General features: G+C 71.8%; 19 protein-coding genes. 6 read left to right on the forward strand and 13 right to left on the reverse strand.

The window, feature by feature from the left end; genetic code table 11:
• Nucleotides 1-84: 84 nt before the first annotated feature.
• Together ACOKR1_RS17335 and ACOKR1_RS17340 are read right to left on the reverse strand one after the other, a co-directional pair.
• Nucleotides 85-861: an ArsR/SmtB family transcription factor gene (locus tag ACOKR1_RS17335; protein WP_422934164.1), complete on the reverse strand. Its 777-nt coding sequence runs from the start codon at nucleotides 859-861 to the stop codon at nucleotides 85-87.
• A 62-nt stretch (nucleotides 862-923) separates the two neighbouring features.
• Nucleotides 924-2,588 (reverse strand): DUF7059 domain-containing protein, encoded by a 1,665-nt coding sequence (locus tag ACOKR1_RS17340; protein ID WP_422934165.1) that lies wholly within the window; start codon nucleotides 2,586-2,588, stop codon nucleotides 924-926.
• A 241-nt stretch (nucleotides 2,589-2,829) separates the two neighbouring features.
• On the opposite strand from ACOKR1_RS17340, the gene ACOKR1_RS17345 reads away from it, so the two are divergent.
• The gene (locus tag ACOKR1_RS17345; protein WP_422934166.1) at nucleotides 2,830-3,360 is read left to right on the forward strand and encodes a hypothetical protein; all 531 of its coding nucleotides are present in this window, start codon (nucleotides 2,830-2,832) and stop codon (nucleotides 3,358-3,360) included.
• Here ACOKR1_RS17345 and ACOKR1_RS17350 read toward each other — a convergent pair.
• Nucleotides 3,350-4,294: a rhodanese-related sulfurtransferase gene (locus ACOKR1_RS17350; RefSeq protein WP_422934167.1), complete on the reverse strand. Its 945-nt coding sequence runs from the start codon at nucleotides 4,292-4,294 to the stop codon at nucleotides 3,350-3,352. The genes ACOKR1_RS17345 and ACOKR1_RS17350 overlap by 11 nt on opposite strands.
• Nucleotides 4,295-4,411: 117 nt before the next feature.
• On the opposite strand from ACOKR1_RS17350, the gene ACOKR1_RS17355 reads away from it, so the two are divergent.
• Together ACOKR1_RS17355 and ACOKR1_RS17360 are read left to right on the forward strand one after the other, a co-directional pair.
• Nucleotides 4,412-5,098, forward strand: a complete 687-nt coding sequence (locus ACOKR1_RS17355) for a GNAT family N-acetyltransferase (RefSeq protein ID WP_422934168.1) — start codon at nucleotides 4,412-4,414, stop codon at nucleotides 5,096-5,098.
• 75 nt (nucleotides 5,099-5,173) lie between these two features.
• Nucleotides 5,174-7,534: a DEAD/DEAH box helicase gene (locus ACOKR1_RS17360; protein ID WP_422934169.1), complete on the forward strand. Its 2,361-nt coding sequence runs from the start codon at nucleotides 5,174-5,176 to the stop codon at nucleotides 7,532-7,534.
• A 50-nt stretch (nucleotides 7,535-7,584) separates the two neighbouring features.
• On the opposite strand, the gene ACOKR1_RS17365 is transcribed toward ACOKR1_RS17360, so the two are convergent.
• From ACOKR1_RS17365 to ssd, 7 genes are all read right to left on the reverse strand, one after another.
• The gene (locus ACOKR1_RS17365) at nucleotides 7,585-7,953 is read right to left on the reverse strand and encodes an Rv3654c family TadE-like protein (RefSeq protein WP_422934170.1); all 369 of its coding nucleotides are present in this window, start codon (nucleotides 7,951-7,953) and stop codon (nucleotides 7,585-7,587) included.
• Nucleotides 7,950-8,270: a TadE family type IV pilus minor pilin gene (locus ACOKR1_RS17370; protein ID WP_422934171.1), complete on the reverse strand. Its 321-nt coding sequence runs from the start codon at nucleotides 8,268-8,270 to the stop codon at nucleotides 7,950-7,952. The genes ACOKR1_RS17365 and ACOKR1_RS17370 overlap by 4 nt, the downstream gene beginning before the upstream one ends.
• Nucleotides 8,271-8,368: 98 nt before the next feature.
• Nucleotides 8,369-8,776 (reverse strand): DUF4244 domain-containing protein, encoded by a 408-nt coding sequence (locus tag ACOKR1_RS17375; RefSeq protein ID WP_422934172.1) that lies wholly within the window; start codon nucleotides 8,774-8,776, stop codon nucleotides 8,369-8,371.
• A gap of 204 nt (nucleotides 8,777-8,980) precedes the next feature.
• Nucleotides 8,981-9,577 carry a type II secretion system F family protein gene (locus ACOKR1_RS17380; protein WP_422934173.1) on the reverse strand — a complete coding sequence of 199 codons (597 nt, stop codon included), beginning with the start codon at nucleotides 9,575-9,577 and terminating at the stop codon, nucleotides 8,981-8,983.
• Nucleotides 9,574-10,329: a type II secretion system F family protein gene (locus tag ACOKR1_RS17385; protein WP_422934174.1), complete on the reverse strand. Its 756-nt coding sequence runs from the start codon at nucleotides 10,327-10,329 to the stop codon at nucleotides 9,574-9,576. Before ACOKR1_RS17385 ends, ACOKR1_RS17380 begins: the two co-directional genes overlap by 4 nt.
• A complete protein-coding gene (locus ACOKR1_RS17390) occupies nucleotides 10,326-11,507 on the reverse strand; it encodes a TadA family conjugal transfer-associated ATPase (protein WP_422934175.1) in 1,182 nt (393 codons plus the stop codon). Before ACOKR1_RS17390 ends, ACOKR1_RS17385 begins: the two co-directional genes overlap by 4 nt.
• The gene (ssd, locus tag ACOKR1_RS17395) at nucleotides 11,504-12,706 is read right to left on the reverse strand and encodes a septum site-determining protein Ssd (RefSeq protein ID WP_422934176.1); all 1,203 of its coding nucleotides are present in this window, start codon (nucleotides 12,704-12,706) and stop codon (nucleotides 11,504-11,506) included. The genes ACOKR1_RS17390 and ssd overlap by 4 nt, the downstream gene beginning before the upstream one ends.
• A 133-nt stretch (nucleotides 12,707-12,839) precedes the next feature.
• Between ssd and ACOKR1_RS17400 the strand changes: the two genes are divergently transcribed.
• Complete coding sequence (locus ACOKR1_RS17400) at nucleotides 12,840-14,504, forward strand: bifunctional 3'-5' exonuclease/DNA polymerase (RefSeq protein WP_422934177.1); 1,665 nt, start codon at nucleotides 12,840-12,842, stop codon at nucleotides 14,502-14,504.
• 25 nt (nucleotides 14,505-14,529) lie between these two features.
• Here ACOKR1_RS17400 and ACOKR1_RS17405 read toward each other — a convergent pair whose 3' ends face one another.
• From ACOKR1_RS17405 to ACOKR1_RS17415, 3 genes are read right to left on the reverse strand one after another with little or no spacing between them, the layout of a single operon-like run.
• Nucleotides 14,530-15,207 carry an NUDIX hydrolase gene (locus ACOKR1_RS17405; RefSeq protein ID WP_422934178.1) on the reverse strand — a complete coding sequence of 226 codons (678 nt, stop codon included), beginning with the start codon at nucleotides 15,205-15,207 and terminating at the stop codon, nucleotides 14,530-14,532.
• Nucleotides 15,204-16,037 (reverse strand): endonuclease III, encoded by an 834-nt coding sequence (nth, locus tag ACOKR1_RS17410; protein WP_422934179.1) that lies wholly within the window; start codon nucleotides 16,035-16,037, stop codon nucleotides 15,204-15,206. Before nth ends, ACOKR1_RS17405 begins: the two co-directional genes overlap by 4 nt.
• A 29-nt stretch (nucleotides 16,038-16,066) precedes the next feature.
• The gene (locus ACOKR1_RS17415; protein ID WP_422934180.1) at nucleotides 16,067-16,615 is read right to left on the reverse strand and encodes a hypothetical protein; all 549 of its coding nucleotides are present in this window, start codon (nucleotides 16,613-16,615) and stop codon (nucleotides 16,067-16,069) included.
• Between the two features lie 167 nt (nucleotides 16,616-16,782).
• On the opposite strand from ACOKR1_RS17415, the gene ACOKR1_RS17420 reads away from it, so the two are divergent.
• Entirely contained in the window at nucleotides 16,783-17,007 is a 225-nt protein-coding gene (locus tag ACOKR1_RS17420; protein WP_422934181.1) for a hypothetical protein, read from the forward strand.
• A gap of 6 nt (nucleotides 17,008-17,013) precedes the next feature.
• Nucleotides 17,014-17,151, forward strand: coding sequence for a hypothetical protein (locus ACOKR1_RS17425; RefSeq protein ID WP_422934182.1), 138 nt, complete (start codon nucleotides 17,014-17,016; stop codon nucleotides 17,149-17,151).
• Nucleotides 17,152-17,443 lie beyond the last annotated feature (292 nt).

Here is a 17,443-nt window from a genome sequence, read left to right on the forward strand (position 1 = left end):
GCCGGACGCGCAAGTGCAGCCTCCGTTGTGGACAAGTCTCCCGCGACCAAGCCCCGACACGATGGCCGGTACGACCCCGCTGCGTCAGGCGGTCGACTCGAGGGCGTTCACGCCGCCCTCGTGCTCGCGGTAGGCGGCACTCGACTCCTCGAGCAGCGGCGCGCCCGCGGGGGAACCGCCCTCGGCGCCAGGGTGTTCCGACGCCTTCCCGGGCGAGCGGCGCGGTGCCGGCTTGCGGGCGGACTGCGCCGCCTCTCGCACCTCGGGAAGCATCGACCACAGGACGTACATCCGCTCGGTCTCGGGCGCGATGTCCGCGCCCTCCCCGGCTTCCTCGGTCGCGCGGTCGAACTCGTCGAGAAGCTCCGACATACGGCGCTTGAACTCGGCCCGCTGCTCGAGGCTCAACTTCAGCACGTTGCCGGAGACCATCATGACCGGCGATTCGTCCGGCTCTCCGCGGCGTCGCGCCGAATCGCGGTGCTTCGCGTGGCTCGCGATGCGCTTGCGCAGCGCGTCGAGCTCCATGTCCACGATCGCGAGCCCGGGCGTCTGGCCCGTGGTCGCCGTGTCGAGATTGAGATCGGTTCCGGCGGCCTTCCAGCGGCGCTCTCGGCCGTCGCCGTCGTTCGGCGCGTCGACGACGATGCCCCACTTCTTGAGCGCACGAAGGTGATAGCTCATGGCGCTGGGAGTGAGTCCCGTGAACGCCGCCAGCTCGGTGGCCGTCCAGCTCTTCTGGCTTGAGTAGAGCTCGTTGATCGCCGCGAGGCGGGCGCCGTGAGCGAGGGCCCGGATGGCCTTGGGGTCCGTGATCCGCACGGGGTTTTCGGTGCGGGGACTGCGCTTCTTGTCGGTCATGTAGCTTCTTACTTCGTGGGGTGTGGCTGTTATTTACGCCACATCTCTTCAAGGATGTCAAACTATGCCTTCATAAGGAACCCGTCTGCCGTCAATTCGCGGATCTCGCGCAACAGTCCGTCCTTGAACTCGACATCGTTACGGTCCAGAAGCGCCGCGAGTGCTGCCGCAATCTGCCCGGCCGAGAGCTCCCCATCGCACGCGGACACGAAGCCCGCCTGCTCCGTACTGAGGAGCGCGGTCCGCCGGAATCCGGCCCCCTGGCGCAGGAGGATGACTCCGGGGTGCTCGGCGCCCGGGCGCTGATGGCGCTCCTCCGTGACATCGTCCGCCACCACCAGATGCGACTCCGCGAAGCCGCCGCCCCCGAGCCCCTCGAGCCAGTCTGCGCGCTCGACCGCCGACTGCCAGTGGGGGCCGATCGGCTGCTCGAGCGGATGCGTCAGCTCCTCGAATCGGTCCAGGCGCGCCTGGCCGGTGCGGGGTCGGCGGAACCACAGGAGGCCGAAGCCGATTCCGCTCGTCTCGCGCGAGGCGAAGTCGTCCAGATAGGCCGCGTACCGCCGCGCGTACGCGCCCGCATCACGCTGCTCGGACGCGTCCTGGAGCCACGTCTCGGCGTATTGTTCCGGGCCGAGGAGTTCGCGCTGCAGAACCCACGCGTCGAGGCCGCCGGGAACCCACGACCGGACACGCTCGTGCCACGGCGCCCCAGCCCGAACCTCCCAGTTGCCGAGCAGCTGCGCGGTCCCGCCCTCCGCGAGGACCTCGCCGAGGCTCGAGACGAGGCCGGCCACGAGCTGGTCCCCCGGCAGCCCGGCATCACGGTATGTGAACTGATCCTCCGCGGTCTCCCCGTGCTCGCGGGGCGTGATGACGAACGGCGGGTTCGAGACGACGAAGTCGAAGCGTTCGCCCCGCACGGGGTCGAGCAGCGAACCGAGCCGAAGCTCCACGCGATCGTCGGGGCGTTCCGGGTCGAGTTCCAAGGAGCCGGCGTTGAGGAGCAGGTTGAAGCGCGTGAACGCGAGAGCGCGGGCCGAGATATCCGTCGCGACGACGTGGCGTGCGTGGCGCAGGAGGTGGAAGGTCTGGATCCCGCACCCGGTCCCGAGGTCGAGGGCCGTCTCGACGGGGCGGCGGGCCGTGGACTGGACGAGCGTGGCCGAGGCGTGGCCGATCCCGAGGACGTGGTCCTTGCGGAGCACGCCGGGACGCTGATGGGCCGCGAGGTCCGAGGCGACCCACAGGCGCACCTCCCCCTCGCCCTCGTCCCACGCGTACGGGCGGAGATCCACCGCCGCGCGCAGGAGCCCCCCGCCGGCCGCCTCCGCGAGCCCCAGCGCGAGCAGGCCTTGGGCCCCGATGGTCGGGAGAGCGCCATCGAGCGCCTCGGCGGTGCTCTCGCAGCCCAGGAGAAAGAAACGCACGACGGCGGCGAGCGCCGCCCGCCGTCGTCCGTCGTCGGTCGGGACCCCGCTCGGGCCGCCGGTCGGACCGGCCTCGATCGCGCGCTCGGTCGCCACGAGCGCGGGCACAATCTGGTCTCTCGACAGCGCGGCATGGGCCGCATCGCCGAGGAGCTCGGCCACGCCGTCGACCGTGTATCCAAGGGCGCGCGCATCCTCCGCGAGCGCCCGAAGGAGGCCGAGATCGTCCGAGCGCGGCGCGTCCGCGACGCGGGCAGCCGAATCGAGGCCGTCGATCACGGGGTCTCCTTCAAGCAAAGGGGTCTCCTTCAGTGAACCGTGGGTGTGCCTCCACGCTATCGCGCGAACCGACCGCCAAGCCTCGCGGAAAGCGCTATGTGGATAACCTCCGTGCTTGCTCGATCCGGAATACCGCGGCTAGCCCTCACCGCGCGCCGTTTCGCGTCTGGCGCGCCATTCCCCTCCGGCGGATGATCGGAAGTGGGGTTCGAGGAGGTGGAGCATGCCGCGCCGGCGGCCGCGTCCGAAGTCCCGATCCATGGGGTCGGGAGTCGCCTTGGTTTGCGCCGCGCTGCTCGCCGCGGCCCCCATGCTCGCGTCATGCGCCTACACGTACGACGACGGCCTGCCGCCCCTCGGCGAGCGCTCGCCGTCGTCCGCTCAGCCCACTCCGCGGTACCTGCCGCAGCCGCCCGCTTCGACGGCGACGGAGCCGCCACCCCAGGACTGGACAGCCGAGATGATGTCCTCGTGGGCCCTTCAGACGCTTCCGGACACGAACGGAGTCTCGTACGCGTTCGGCTACGGGCTGGCGGTCCCGGAGCAGCCAATATTGGCGAGCGCAGTCGTTCCGACCGGGACCCTCTTCGTCGTCTACACGTGCCGCGGCACCCTGACGGCACACTTGAGCCTGACGATCGCCGGAACCGCTCTGGTGGACACGGACTACGCGTGCGGCACGCAGTGGACTCGCGCGTTCGTGGTCGTAGCCGACTCGGTGGCCGAAGTGCGGGTCTCCGCGACGGGGAGGTTCCCTTCGGCCTACGCGTTCAGAATTGTCAGGCGTTGAGCGCGCCGACGGCCGCCTCTTCGGCGGTCGGCTCCGCCGCCGCCTCGCCGCACCCGCGCGGGCAGCGCAGCTCCTCGGGTCCCGCAGCGCACGCGGCGCAGAACAGGGTCAGCTCGCGGCACGCCGGGTTGGCGCAATTGTGGAAGTCGCTCGTGGGGCTCTCGCAGCGCGCACACCGGCCCAAGGTGGCCGCGCCGTCGCTGAACTCGAGGCGCATGCGCCGATCGAAGACGTACAGCGAACCCTCCCACAGGCCTTCGTCGCGGAACGTCTCGCCGTAGCGCACGATCCCGCCGTCGAGCTGGTAGACCTCCTCGAACCCGCGGCTGCGCATGAGCGCTGACAGCACCTCGCAGCGCACCCCGCCCGTGCAGTACGTGACCACCGGCTTGCCCTTGAGCTCGTCGTAGGCGCCGGAGTCGAGTTCGCGCACGAAGTCGCGTGTGGTGTCGACGTCCGGCACGATCGCCCCCTTGAATCTGCCGATCTGCGCCTCGAATGCATTCCTGCCGTCGAAGAAGACCACGTCGCGGCCCTCCGCTCTCCGCGCGTCGACGAGTTCATGAAGCTCCTGCGGGCTCAGGTGCGTCCCGCCGCCCACCACGCCATCGCCGTCGACCATGAGCTGCTCGGGCGCGCCAAAGGAAACGAGCTCGGGGCGCACCTTGACGCTCAGCCGCGGGAAGTCCTCGGCTCCGCCCGCCGACCACTTGACGTCGATCCTGGCAAACCCGGGGTACTCCTTCGTGGTGCGGACGTAGCGCTTCACGGCGTCGAGCTCGCCACCCACGGTTGCGTTGATCCCGTGCTCGGAGAGGATGATGCGCCCGCGCAATCCGAGGCCCTCGCAGAGCGTGCGCTGCCACAGCCGGACGGCCTCCGGATCGGCCAGCGGAGTGAAGCAGTAGAAGAGGACGATTCGGTGCAGAGCCACGTGTTCTAGGGTACCGAGAGCCCGCCTGCGACCGTTCGTGGCGGCCGGGTTGCCATGGGATGACAGTTCCGTCACAAGGGTTATCGCCAAGCCCCGGGTACCGGTATGGTCATGGCTATGGCAGAGGCACAGCTCAAAGAACTTTTGGCCACGTGGGTGGAGGGCTGGGCCTCGTCGCGCCACTACCCGACTCAGCGGGTCGGCGGCTTTCCGGCGGCCCAGCTGACCGACCGGACCAGCGACTGGGTGGCCTTTGCTGCCGATCCCAGCGACGACGACTTCGCGCGCCTCGCCGAATTCACCGCGGCCAGCGCAGCGCGCATCCTGACGATCCTCACGGACGACCACCTGCGGTTCCGGTCCCTTGCCGAGCGGCACGGGCTCGACGTGCTCGGCGCGGACCAAGAGCTCATGATCATGGACTTCGAGGGCAAGGACGTCGAAGCGCCCTGGCTCAACGACGACGAGCTCAAGCTCACCACTGACATCGAGGAGCGCTCCGCCACGGTCACCGTAGCTACGGACGACGGCGACCTGGCCGCGAGCGGTCACGTCGCCGTGGCGGATGGATTCGCGGTGTTCGACCGGATCGCGACCGAGCCGGACTTCCGGCGCCGGGGCCTCGGCTCGTTTGTGATGCGTGCGCTCACGGCGGCCGTGAGCGAGCACGGCGCCGACCAGGGTCTGCTCATCGCTTCGATTGATGGGCAGCACCTGTACCACCACCTCGGGTGGAGCGACGTTTCCGGCGTTCTCATGCTCAAGAACCCGAGCAACCCGGACGGCCCGTCGCTCAGCGACTGAGCCGGCCGCGCGCGGGCTCGCGCGCTCGTTCCCTCCGCCGCGCTGGCGGATTGCTCGAACTGACAGAATGCTTGAGTGGCGCAGCACGATTCCCTCATTCCTCTCCTTGGGCGCAGCCCACAGCCTGAGCAGCTCCGCCACGTCCGCCTCATCCCGGCGCGCAGCGCCCGCACCACGCCGTGGCCAGCGTGGGTGCACGCCGACCTCGTCGCCGCGTTCGAGCGGTTAGGGGTCCGCCAGCCGTACACGCATCAGGCCGAGGCAGCATCGCTCGCGCATGAGGGACGTCACGTCGTCATCGCGACGGGCACGGCCTCCGGCAAGTCGCTCGCGTATCAGCTCCCAGCGCTTGATGCCGTCCACCGATCAGAATTGCGCGTGCTGGACGAGCCTGGGCGGATCCACGACGACGGCGCGGTGGTGCTCTACCTCTCCCCCACGAAGGCGCTCGCGGCCGACCAGCTCTCCGCGATTCGCGCGCTCGGTCTCAAGACCGTGCGTGCCGAGACCTACGACGGCGACACCGATCCGGCCGCGCGGCGCTGGATCCGGGACCACGCGAACGTCGTCCTCGCGAACCCGGACATGCTGCATTTCGGCATCCTGCCCAACCACGCGTGGTGGTCCTCGTTCTTCCGGCGCCTTCGCTATGTGGTGATCGACGAGGCGCACAGCTACCGGGGCGTGTTCGGCTCCCATGTGGCGAATCTGCTGAGGCGGCTGCGGCGCGTGTGCGCGTACTACGGCGCGGAGCCGGTCTTCATTGCGGCGTCTGCGACGACCGCCGAGCCCGAGACGTCCGTCGCGCGGCTCATCGGGGCCCCTGTTGCTGCCGTGACCGACGATGGCTCCCCGCACGGCGCCACGGAGGTTGCCTTCTGGGAGCCGTCGCTCACCGAGGCTCGCGGCGAGAACGGCGCGCCGCAGCGGCGGACCGCCGTCGCCGAGGCCTCCGACCTCCTGGCCAATCTCGTGGCGGCCCATGTCCGGACGATCGCGTTCATCAAGTCGCGGCGCGGGGCCGAGGCGATCTCCTCGATTGCCCAACGCCATCTCGACGAGGTGGATCCGAGCCTCCAGAGCCGCGTCGCCGCGTATCGATCCGGCTACCTGCCGGAGGAGCGCCGCGAACTCGAGCGGCGGCTCAGGACGGGCGAGCTGCTCGGCGTCGCGAGCACGTCCGCGCTCGAGCTCGGCATCGATGTCTCGGGCCTCGACGCCGTTCTCGTCGCCGGCTGGCCGGGGACCCGCGCGTCGTTGTTCCAGCAGATCGGGCGGGCCGGGCGCGCGGGGCAAGACGCACTCGCCGCGTTCGTCGCGAGCGACGACCCGCTCGACACCTACCTCGTGAATCACCCCGAAGCGATCTTTGACGTGCCGGTCGAGGCGACCGTCTTCGATCCGTCGAACCCCTACGTCTTGGGGCCCCACCTGTGCGCGGCCGCTGCGGAGAAGCCGATCACGCAGGCTGATCTCGCGCTCTTCGGCCCCGCGGCGCAGGGAATCCTTGGGCAGCTCGAACGTCAGGGACTCCTGCGCAAGCGGCCCTCCGGATGGTACTGGACGCACCCCGAGAGCGCGGCCGGGATGGTGAGCCTGAGGTCCGATGGCGGCGGACCCGTGCAGATCATCGAGTCCGAGACCGGGCAGGTGCTCGGGTCGATGGATTCCCCGCAGACCCATTACCAAGCGCACGCCGGCGCGATCTACGTGCACCAGGGCGCAAGCTATCTGGTCGAGGAGCTCAACGAGGCTGAGCACACCGTGGTAGTCAGGAGGGTCAACCCCGACTACTACACGACGGCGCGCGATATCACCCAGATCGAGGTCCTCGCCGAGGAGCGCTCCGAGACGTGGGGGCCGGTGGGCGTCCACTTCGGCGAGGTCAAGGTGACGACCCAAGTGGTCTCCTTCCAGCGCAAGGCGCTCATCTCGAACGAGGTGCTCGGCGAGGAGCCACTCGATCTCGGGGCCCGGGACCTGTTCACCAAGTCGGTGTGGTTCACCATGGATGTGCGCACCCTCTTCGCGGCGGGTCTCATCGAGGCCCAGTTCCCCGGCGCCTTGCACGCGGCCGAGCATGCGGCCATCGGGCTGCTGCCGCTCGTCGCGTCGAGCGACCGGTGGGACGTCGGTGGCGTCTCCACGGCGCTCCACGCAGACACCGAGGAGCCGACGATCTTCGTGTACGACGGCCATCCCGGAGGGGCTGGCTTCGCCGAGCGGGGCTTCGAGCGCGCGCGGGAATGGCTCTCGGCTACCAAGGCGGCAATCGAGGCGTGCGAGTGTCCGTCTGGCTGCCCCTCGTGCGTGCAGAGCCCCAAATGCGGCAACAAGAACAACCCGCTCGACAAGGCCTCCGCAGTTCTCCTGCTCGGAGCGCTCCTCAAAGAGGCCGACCGGGCGAAAGTGGCGCCCGGAACCGCACCTTGGTAGCCCGCTGATCCCTCTGATGGCGTAGCTCGCGCGGTGCGGCACACGGCGGGTCACCGGGGAGGCCCGGCCCGGGCGCGCCCCTCGGCCGCACCCAACGGCGCTGGGGCGGCAACCCGAACGACGACTCGCACGGTTTCGGCCGGGTGCTCCACCTCGCATGCGGCAAGCTCGGCATTATTGAGCCGCGCCACCTCCTCTGCGACCCCGCAAGCCTGACCGGGGCGTAGTCCGCGCTCGGTGTCCGCTGCCATCAGCGCAGCGAGGTCCGCCGTCAAGGAGGCCCTCGCCGCAGCCGCAAAGCCCTGAGCGACGAGCACGCACGCCACGACACCCAGGATGACAACGAGCGCGAGCCCGAGGGACAGAACCGTTCCAGCTCCGCGCTCGGCGTCGGTCCGGGCACCCCGACCGCTCCTCATGACGGCGACTCAACGGGCAGCGCCGCGGAGGCCGACGCCGCAAGGCCCGCGGCGGCCAGCGGCCCGGGCACCGCGATCCGGACCGTCACCGTCACTGTCCCGGGGCCAGGCGTCACCTCATGCGCCGCGCCGTCGCCCGCCATCCGCTGCACCGTGGCGGCCACGACTGCGGCCGGCTCGCCGCGGGCCAACTCCCGTGCCGCCGCGCGCACGGCCTCCTCGGCCCGAACCTGAGCGACCCCGGCCGCGACCGCGGTCAGGAGGGCGCCGAGGAGCAGGATGACCGCCGGGATCCCCACGGCGAATTCGGCCGTCACGGCGCCGCGAGAGGTCGTCGGGTCTGCCGCGCAGGGCGAACTAGCCGGACCCGCAGCGCAGAGTGAAAGCGCCGGGCCGCGAGCGCCGAGGATCGGCCTCACGGGATCGAGAGTGCCGAGCGAATGATATTGAGCAAGAATCCCCTGACCTCTTCGCTCCGAAGGATCACGACGAGCAACCCCGCAAACGCCACAGCACCCAAGGTCGCGATCGCGTATTCGGCGGTCGCCATCCCCTCCTGACCTCGCATCCGGTGACGGGGCGCTCGCACGCGGTGACGAGGAGCCCGCACGCGCCGTCGCCATCCCCGGAAAGAACTCGGGTCCGGGAGCACCCACGAGCGCGATGGCGCATCTTCCCTGTCCCGGCCCGGCGGCATTGGCGGGCGCGGCTGTTCGACCGCCGCCGCGTTCGAGGCCCCCGGATAGAGCTCGACGACGTCGGAGACGTGGGGCTCAACTCCCGCTGAATCAAGGACTCGCGCGGCGGTGGTTTCACTGGACATAGCTCCCCCATTTGTCGTGGCATGGATGGTCCGGCGTCCCTCTCGGTGCCGGACTCTCCTGCGGTCCGGGCGCCGGACAGTCCGGCGCCGCGGCCAGCGCCAAATGCGCCGACCAGTCGCAACCCCCGGGGTCGCGACGCCCGCTGGGCCCAGCTGGGCCCGGCGGGAACTCTGAAGGTGCGTGCCCCACACGTGCGTAGAGCGTCATCCCGGCATAATCGAGATGAGGACGGGCACGACTCCGAGACAGAGGAACGCCGGGAGCGAGCAGGCCCCCAGCGGCACCACGAGTCGCACTCCGAGGGCTGCTGCCTGCCGTTCGAGCTCGCGGTGCCGCTTCCGCCGGAGGAACCTAGCGCGCGCCGAGATGAGCTCGGACGATGGTGCGCCCGTGGCCGCGGCGAAAGCCAGGGCACGCCGGATCTCCCGGCCATCCTGCCCATCATGCTCTCCGGCCCACGCCTGGTCCCACGCAACTCCAAGCTCGAGGGCCGCCGCCGCCCGGCCCACGGTTCCGGTCTCGCCGCCGGACACGCGAGCCACGATCCTCAAAGCCCGCGCGAGGGGCGAGCCTGCCTCAAGCATCGCCGCCACGAGCTCGAGGGCGAGCGGCGCGTCGAGGGACCCGGCTCTGGCCGTTGCCGGCGACGGCCCGCTACGGAACCGCAGACTCGACACCGCAGGACTCCGCGACCATGCGAGGCCGATGGCGGGCAGGCTCCTGCGCAGTGGGCGATGAACCGCCACGCACCACGCGGCGAACGCCGCGATCGCGGCCACCGCTCCCCACGGACCGTTCATCGGACCGCTCCCGCCGCGGCCACGAGGCGAGAGGACCAGACCCGTCCAGCGAGCGTCAGCGCGAGTCCCGCCGCGAGGCACGCGCCTCCCCATGGCGTCCCGAGGAGAACGCCCCATGGGTCGACGCCGAGGAGCGCGCCCATCGCAAGGCCGACCAGAGGGAGGAAGCTCAGGATCCGGGTCGTCGCCCTCGGCCCGGCGAGCGCGGTGGCGCGGGCCGCCGCGGCATCGGCGTCTGCTTCGAGCTGAGCCGCGAGGCGATCGAACACGCCGGCGAGAGGGCATCCCGACTCCTCTGCAGCCTCGATACACGCGGCCACATCGCCCCACACGGAGCGCAGGACCTCCTGCAGCCCGTGGTGGCGCGCCCGCCCGGCCGAATGCAGACCGGTGGCTCCCGCCTTGATGAGCCCCGCCGCCTCGCGGATCGCCTGGGAGACCGAGACCCCTGCGGCCGAGGCTCGCGCCGCCGCGGCCAGTACGCCGGCTGCGTCAGGCGGACTCGTGTGGGACGCCTGGGCCCACATCTGCTCGGGCGATCGGCCCGCGCGCAGGAGGGCGGCGAGCTGTGCGACCATGATCGAGGCCTCGTGCAGCATCTCGCTGTCCGAGCCCTCATTCCGCTTCCGGGGGAGCCGCTCGCGTCGCGACTGACCGGGCTCGACCACGCGCCCCGCGAGTCTGGGCGCCGGCCGCCGCACGAGCAGCGCGCCGGCGAAGGCCAGGGCGAAGACCAGCAGGGCCCCGCTCATGCCGCCGCCACCCTGCGGCTTGGGCCCCTGAGCCGGTCCGCGAGCCGAGACCCGCCGGGGCCGTGCTCGATCTGGTCCGTTCGTGGGCACCGGACGAGCGCCGGCTCGATCCGGAGCTTGCTCCCCTGCTCGTCGACCACGGCAATCGTCCGGAGCCTCCGTCCTCCCGAAGCTCGATCGAGATGGAGGACGGCCCCGAGGGCGCTCCCGGCTTGGAGAGCGGTGGCATCCGGGGACAATCCCGCGAGCGCGCCGAGCGCCGCAAGCCGCGCGCCCACAGACTCGGCCGAGTTGGCGTGAATCGTTCCGGCGCCGCTGTGCCCCGTATTGAGCGCGGCGAGGAGTTCCCGGACCTCCGCCCCGCGGCACTCGCCGACCACGAGACGATCCGGCCGCATACGAAGGGCCTGCCGGACGAGATCCGCAAGATCGACCGATCCGCTGCCCTCCACGTTGGTGTGCCGCGCCTCGAGACCCACCACGTGGCCGTGGTCAGGGTTGAGCTCGGCGGCGTCCTCGACGAGGACTATCCGTTCGGAGGGACGTGAGAGGCCGAGCAGCGTGCTGAGCAGGGTGGTCTTCCCCGAGCCCGTCGCTCCGCTGATGAGGTAGCTGATCCCCCGGTCCACGATGGCTTCGAGCACTTCCCGCTGCTCGGGCAGTACCGTTCCGAGCCGTTCCAGTTCGTCGAGGCCGAAGACTCGTTCTCGCCGGATCCGCACGGAGAGCAGTGTTCCGTGCGCCGAGATCGGGGGGAGCACCGCGTGGACCCGATAGCCTCCGGCAAGGCGCACATCAACGCACGGACTGCTGTCGTCGAGCCGGCGCCCGCCGGCAGCCACGAGCCTCACCGCGAGCGCCCGCACGGCCTCCTCGGACGCGAACTCGACGGCCGAGCGTTCGAGGCCCTGCCCGCCGTCGTACCAGACATCGCGAGGGCCGTTGACGAAGATGTCGGTCACCTCGGGGTCCTTGGCGAGGGACTGCAGGGGTCCGAGGCCGCTCAGCTCGGCCGTGATGAGCTCGACGGCGGCCAGGGTGCCTGCCGTCCCGAGGAGCCTGCCGCTCTCCTGGACGGCCGCCGCGATGCGCGCCGGTGTCACCGCTCCCGGCTCCGAGAGCACCCGCTGACGGACGGAGTCGAGGAGGCCAGCGTCGACGAGCTTCGCGCTCCTCATGCCGCGCCGACCACGCTCTGGGTCCGCCGCGCGCGGCGGGCCCGGGCTGAGCGCGCCCCAGCCGAGCGCGCCCCAGCCGAGCCCGCCTCAGCTATGCGCGGGGCTAGCACGCCGTCCGCTTCAGCCGGCGCAAGAAATCCGTCGAGGACGTCGGCCGCCATTCTCCTCACGTGCCGGGTTCTGGCGAGCTCGAGGAGGCGGCCCGACTCGGCCGCCGTGCGGACCGACCGGAGCTCCGGAAGGCGTGCGACGAGCGGTGCTCCCACGACCTCCGCGAGCCGCTCACGGTCGATTCCTTCCGCGACGCCGCCCCGAACGAGCACGCCGGCCGGCACGGGCGGAAGCTCCTGAACGACGCGTGCCCCTGCGAGCGCGGCCCGCAGCCGCCCGGGCACCACCACGAGGACGCGCTCGCACGCCCAGCCGAACTCCTCGATCCCCTCCCGACCGCGCCCCACGTCGACCACGACGAGCTCGAACGCCCGCCGTGCGGCCTCGATCACCCCCGAACTCGCGGCCGACGCCATCGGCGCCGCCGGGCCGGTCCCCGCGGGCCACGAGAGGAGCGTGAGGCCGCCCACCACGGGGAGCGCTGCCGCGAGCTGGTCGGGATTGATGCTCCCGCTCGCCGCGGCGAGATCTGGCCAGGCGAGACCCGGCGGCGATTCGTCGGCGAGGCACAGCTCGAGCCCGCCGCCCACGCGGTCTCCGTCGACGAGCACGGTCGCGTGACCTCGCGCCGCGGCCGCAGCGGCGAGGAGCGCCGCCGTCGTGCTTGCCCCAGCTCCGCCGCACCCGCCCACCACGCCGAGCACGGCCCCCTCGGCCGCGCGGATGCGGCGCCTGCCAAGGAACTCGACGAGCCACCCCGCGGCCTCGGGCAGCTCGGCAACGTGCTCGACGCCCATCTCCGCCGCGCGCCCCCACAAGCGCTCACGCTCGGACGAGCGCCCCACGAGCACGAGGTCGCCGCGCAGGCGCGGCGGAACGTCGTCGACGTCGGCCCCGAGCAGGAGCGGCCGCTCGCCCCATACCGCGGGGGCGTCTCCGAACCCAGCGGACCCTTCGAGCCTCGCCCCAGCGACCGCGGCGACCCGTGCGCAGTCCTCGAGGAGCATCGGATCGCCCGTCACACACATCACGACGGCGTCCTCGGGCGTCCACGCGGCGTCCGCCGTTGGGGGATGTTGCTGTGCCATGACCATGCCTCCACCCTGCCGACTGCGGCTCGTCGGCGGGAGTGCACTCCGCCGGCATGTGGACGACACTCCGTGGGCGATATCTGTGGAGGACGGAAGCTGTCCTCAGGACACGCGACAATGTGGTGTGCACATGATCCTGGCCTCCTCCCGCGATGGCCAGGCCGTCCTCCGGCCGCTCGATGCGCGCGGCCATCGCGACGGCGCCGACCACACCGTGGACCCCGGGGAGCTCCCGCGGATCGTCGGCGATCTCGAGGCCTCCTCACGGCCACGCTGGGTCTGGCGGCGCGCGGCGGACTGGTGCCCACGGCTGCTCGCGGCCGGGACCCGGATCGAGCGCTGCCACGATCTCGCGCTGTGCGGCACGGTGCTCGAGGGCTCGGCCTTCGCGGCCTCCGCCGCGTACGCGAGCGCGTTCCCCGCCGGCGAGGTGGCCGTCGAGCCGGGCGGCACCCTCCCGGCGGCGATCCCGGCGGCGGGCCAGGGCTCGCTCTTCGACGAAGCCCACACCCCGGGACCGGGCCCCGACGCGCTCGAGGCGGAGCTCGCGGCACAGCTCGGCACCGTCGCCGCCTCGGACCACCCCGGCCGGCTGCGCCTCCTCTGCGCCGCCGACTCTGCCGGCTCGCTCGTCGCCGCAGAGATGCAGGCCGCGGGCATTCCCTGGGATGCGGCGACCCACGAGGCCCTCCTCGCGGAGCAGCTCGGGCCGCGCCCGCGGGCGTTCGAGCGCCCGGATCTCCTCGAGCGCAAGGCCAACGAACTGCGCGAACTGCTCGGCGCCCCGCGACTCAACCCGGATTCGCCGCAGGAGCTCATGCGGGCCCTCCACCGCGCCGGCATCGAGGCCCAGACGACGCGCGCGTGGGAGCTCCGCGAGTTCCGGCACCCCGCCATCCAGCCCCTTCTCGACTACAAGAAGCTCTCCCGCCTCTTCGCCGCGAACGGCTGGGCGTGGCTCGACGCGTGGGTCCGGGACAGCCGGTTCCGGCCCGAATACGTCGTGGCCGGGGTCGTGACCGGCCGCTGGGCGTCCCGCGGCGGCGGCGCGCTGCAGATCCCCAAGCAGGTACGGGCCGCCGCCCGAGCCCTCCCGGGACACAAGCTCGTGGTCGCGGACGCGTCCCAGCTCGAGCCGCGTGTGCTCGCCGCGCTCGCCCGCGACGACGCGATGGCCGCCGCCGCCAGGGACGCCGACCTCTACGCGGGCATCGCGGCGGCCGGCTTCGGCGGCGATCGCGCGAAGGCCAAGGTGGCCCTGCTCGGCGCGATCTACGGCGCCACGACGGGCGAATCGGGAAGGCTCATGCCGCAGCTCACGCGGCTCTATCCCCGCGCCGTCGGCCTCGTCGAACAGGCCGCGCGCGACGGCGAGCGCGGGCTCACCGTCACGACCCGCCTCGGGCGCTCCTCGCCTCCGCCCTCAGAGCGCTGGCAGCGGCTCCAGCGCTCCACGACGGCCGAGGAGCAGCGCCGCGCCGACGCTGCGGCGCGGGACCGCGGCCGCTTCACCCGCAACTTCGTGGTGCAGGGCACCGCCGCGGAGTGGGCCGAATGCTGGATGGCCGAGCTGCGGCTCAGGCTGCGTCGCCTCGCGGCGCAGGGGCTGCACGGCGAGCTCGTGTACTTCCTCCACGACGAGGTCATGGTCCACGCCGAGGAGGGCGCGGCCGAGGCGTGCGCTGATGCGGTCCGAGACGCCGCGGCGGCGGCAAAGCGCCTGCTGTTCGGCGACGCTCCCGTGGAGTTCCCCGTGAGCATCGCGGTCGTGGACTCATACGACCAGGCCAAGTAGAACCCCAGATCGGGGAGACCCCAGATCAGGGCGAAATGTAGTGCTTCCGCTCGCGGTCCCACGGGACGGCCCAGCCGAGGCCCTCGAGCAGCGCGTCCAGCACCATCGCCGTGAACCCCCAGACGAGCACGTCGCTGACCAGGAACGCGGGGCTCGTGAACGTGATTCCGCGACGCCGGATCACCCCCGTGACACGGTTCGCCGGGTCAAGCAGGTCGCGAACGGGCGTGCGGAAAACCTGGGCGGACTCGGCGTAGTCCACGACGTCGACGGGCGACGGCGACGCCCACCACGCGAGCACGGGCGTCACGAGGAAGCCGCTCGCCCCGAGTCCGAGGGCGGGGAGCTCGGCCAGCACGTCGACGCCGGTCGGGTCGAGCCCGGTCTCCTCGACGGCCTCGCGCAGGGCACAGTCCACGAGGCTCGCGTCCTGCGGCTCGCGCCCGCCGCCGGGGAAGGCGACTTGGCCGGGGTGGGAGCCGAGCGTCTGCGCGCGTTCGAGGAGGAGGACGTCGAGGTCTCCCGGCGCGAACGGCTCGCCTGACGGCGCGGAGACGCTGTCGAGCGCGCCGAACAGCACGAGGACGGCCGCCTCGCGTGCCGTGTTCCCCACGACCTTCGGATGCCAGCGGGCATCGAACGGATCGACCCGGCCGGACCGGATCCCGTCCGCGAGCGCCTCGAGGTCGCCCCTCGCGCTCACACCGCGCCTCCGGCGGGGTCTCCCGCGCGAGCGACGCCGTGGCCCTGCGTCCGCCTTCGGATCTCCGCGGCGCGGTGCACGTTCTCGATCATCTCGGCGCGGAGCGCCTCCTGGCCGGGCGCGAGCTCGTATTTGAGCAGCTTGCGGGCCTTCTCGGGATCTGTCTCGCCGTCCCCGAACGCCGGGCAGAGCGTCGCGACCGGGCACGCGCCGCACGCGGGCCGGCGTGCGTGGCACACGCGCCTGCCATGGAACACAACGTGATGCGAGAGCATGGTCCAGTCCCGCGGCGGGAACAGCTCCATGACGTCCTGCTCGACCTTGACCGGATCATCGGACGCGGTCCAGCCGAAGCGCCTGGCGAGCCGACCGAAGTGCGTGTCAACCGTGATGCCGGGGACCCCGAACGCGTTGCCGAGCACCACGTTCGCCGTCTTGCGGCCTACGCCCGGAAGCGTCACGAGGTCCTCGAGCCGGCCGGGCACCACGCCGTCGAACTCGTCGACGATCCGCTGCGAGAGGACGTGCAGGCTCTTCGCCTTGGCGCGGAAGAACCCCGTGGGCTTGATGATCTCCTCGAGGCTCTCGGGCTCGGCCTCGCTCAAGGCGCGCGCGTCCGGGTACCTGGCGAACAGGAGCGGAGTCACCTGGTTGACCCGCACGTCGGTAGTCTGCGCGCTCAGCACGGTCGCGACCAGCAGCTCGAACGGCGTGCGGAAGTCGAGTTCCGCGTGGGCGTACGGATAGAACTCACCGAGGATCCGGTCGATCTTGCGGGCGCGCCGTGTGAGGGCGAGCGGCGATTCGTCCGCGGTGAGCCGGCGCCGCACGGGCTTGCGCGCGGCGCCGGTGAGACTGGTCAGCCCCGCTCGATTCCGGACAGGTCGCGCAGCACGCCGACCCGCCCGTCCTGGCTCTGGACGAGGAACTCGTTGCCGCGGTCCTGGAGGGCGAGGATCCACTGCCCCGGCTCGAGGTTGAACATGGGCAGGCCGCTCTGCGGGTCCACCGCGGTGCGCTGCTGGTTCACCGCGAACCAGAACGCCTCGAAGTCGGAGTCGGATTCGTCGAGGCTCCGGCTCGCCTCATGCCCCGAGGAGCGGTCGACGACGGGCGCCGCCTGCGTGGGAGGCGGCTCCTCGGCGTCGGCAGCCTTGGCGGACGGAAGGGCAGTCGTGTGGTTCGATGGGGCCTCCATGCTCGGGGCACCGTAGGCTTCGCCGTCGGCCTCGCCGGGGGCGGTGGCCGCGCCGACCGTCGTCGCGGTGGGTGCCGCCTCGGACGTGGTCTCCGGTTCCCCGTGGACGGCCGCGACGATATCGGCCACGCTGGCCGGCTTGGGACCCGAAGCTGGGCCAGCCTCGGCGCCGTCGTGCTCGCCCTCCCGGGCGCCGGACTCGGCAGCCATCGCGCCCGCGGCGAGGGCCGCGACGCCGGCGCCGGCCGCCGCCGCACCGGCGACCCCGGTCGCTGCCGCGGCGGCTCCCGCCGACGAGACGCCGGCCTGGTCCGCACGGCGCGTGCCCGCCGTCGTGCGCGGAGGAGCCGGCCCATGGCGTCACGGGACTTGCGGCCGTGGCGGGCCTGCCCGCCGCCGAGGGCGCGGGCTGCGGCTTGGGCGCGGGGCGCACGGCATCGCGGGCCACGACGGGCGCAGGCACCTCGGGGCGGCCCAGGAAGTCGCCCGCCAACAGCGGGATCATGCGTGCGAAGAGCGTCGACGCGACGAGGACGGCGCCGCCCACGAAGCCGACAACCGCGCCGGGGCTCGGCGTCGTGACCACGAAGAGGAAGAAATAGGAGCACGTGAGCAGCGCGACGATCGAGGCGAACTGGTCGAGCGAGAGGGAGCCCACGCGGATCGAGGTCTCGGGCGCGAGCCGACGCCATGCGAAGAGGCCCGCAAGCACGATGGGCAGGAGGATGCCGATCGCGATGAAGTAGAGGGGCTGGGCGTTCCACAGGTTCATGAGGCCGCCCCGCACCAGCGGGAGCAGTGATCCGATGAACGTCACGAGCACACCCCCGAAGATCGCGAGGTCGCGCGCCGTGAACGGCCCGAGCACTGCCTCGTTCTTCGGTCCGGATGGGGTCGGCGCAGCAGGGGACTGCGGGTTTGCGGGCTCGCTATCGGGTCCGGTTTCCGCGCTATCGGCGCGCGAGGGACCCTGACGGGAATCAGACATGGGCTGCTCCATTCGGTCGTCCTTGCGGCTCAGCCTAGTCATAACGCCTG

The sequence above is a fragment of the Sinomonas sp. P47F7 genome, assembly GCF_049332655.1.
Taxonomy (GTDB): Bacteria; Actinomycetota; Actinomycetes; order Actinomycetales; family Micrococcaceae; genus Sinomonas.

What these genes read in the sequence shown, in the direction of transcription:
- ACOKR1_RS17345 (WP_422934166.1), top strand. Translation starts at nt 2,830, where the DNA reads ATGGGGTCGGGAGTCGCCTTGGTTTGCGCCGCGCTGCTCGCCGCGGCC.
- ACOKR1_RS17380 (WP_422934173.1), bottom strand. Translation starts at nt 9,577, where the DNA reads ATGAACGGTCCGTGGGGAGCGGTGGCCGCGATCGCGGCGTTCGCCGCG.
- ssd (WP_422934176.1), bottom strand. Translation starts at nt 12,706, where the DNA reads ATGGCACAGCAACATCCCCCAACGGCGGACGCCGCGTGGACGCCCGAG.
- ACOKR1_RS17335 (WP_422934164.1), bottom strand. Translation starts at nt 861, where the DNA reads ATGACCGACAAGAAGCGCAGTCCCCGCACCGAAAACCCCGTGCGGATC.
- ACOKR1_RS17400 (WP_422934177.1), top strand. Translation starts at nt 12,840, where the DNA reads ATGATCCTGGCCTCCTCCCGCGATGGCCAGGCCGTCCTCCGGCCGCTC.
- ACOKR1_RS17365 (WP_422934170.1), bottom strand. Translation starts at nt 7,953, where the DNA reads ATGAGGAGCGGTCGGGGTGCCCGGACCGACGCCGAGCGCGGAGCTGGA.
- ACOKR1_RS17355 (WP_422934168.1), top strand. Translation starts at nt 4,412, where the DNA reads ATGGCAGAGGCACAGCTCAAAGAACTTTTGGCCACGTGGGTGGAGGGC.
- ACOKR1_RS17415 (WP_422934180.1), bottom strand. Translation starts at nt 16,615, where the DNA reads ATGGCTGCCGAGTCCGGCGCCCGGGAGGGCGAGCACGACGGCGCCGAG.
- ACOKR1_RS17385 (WP_422934174.1), bottom strand. Translation starts at nt 10,329, where the DNA reads ATGAGCGGGGCCCTGCTGGTCTTCGCCCTGGCCTTCGCCGGCGCGCTG.
- ACOKR1_RS17375 (WP_422934172.1), bottom strand. Translation starts at nt 8,776, where the DNA reads ATGTCCAGTGAAACCACCGCCGCGCGAGTCCTTGATTCAGCGGGAGTT.
- ACOKR1_RS17390 (WP_422934175.1), bottom strand. Translation starts at nt 11,507, where the DNA reads ATGAGGAGCGCGAAGCTCGTCGACGCTGGCCTCCTCGACTCCGTCCGT.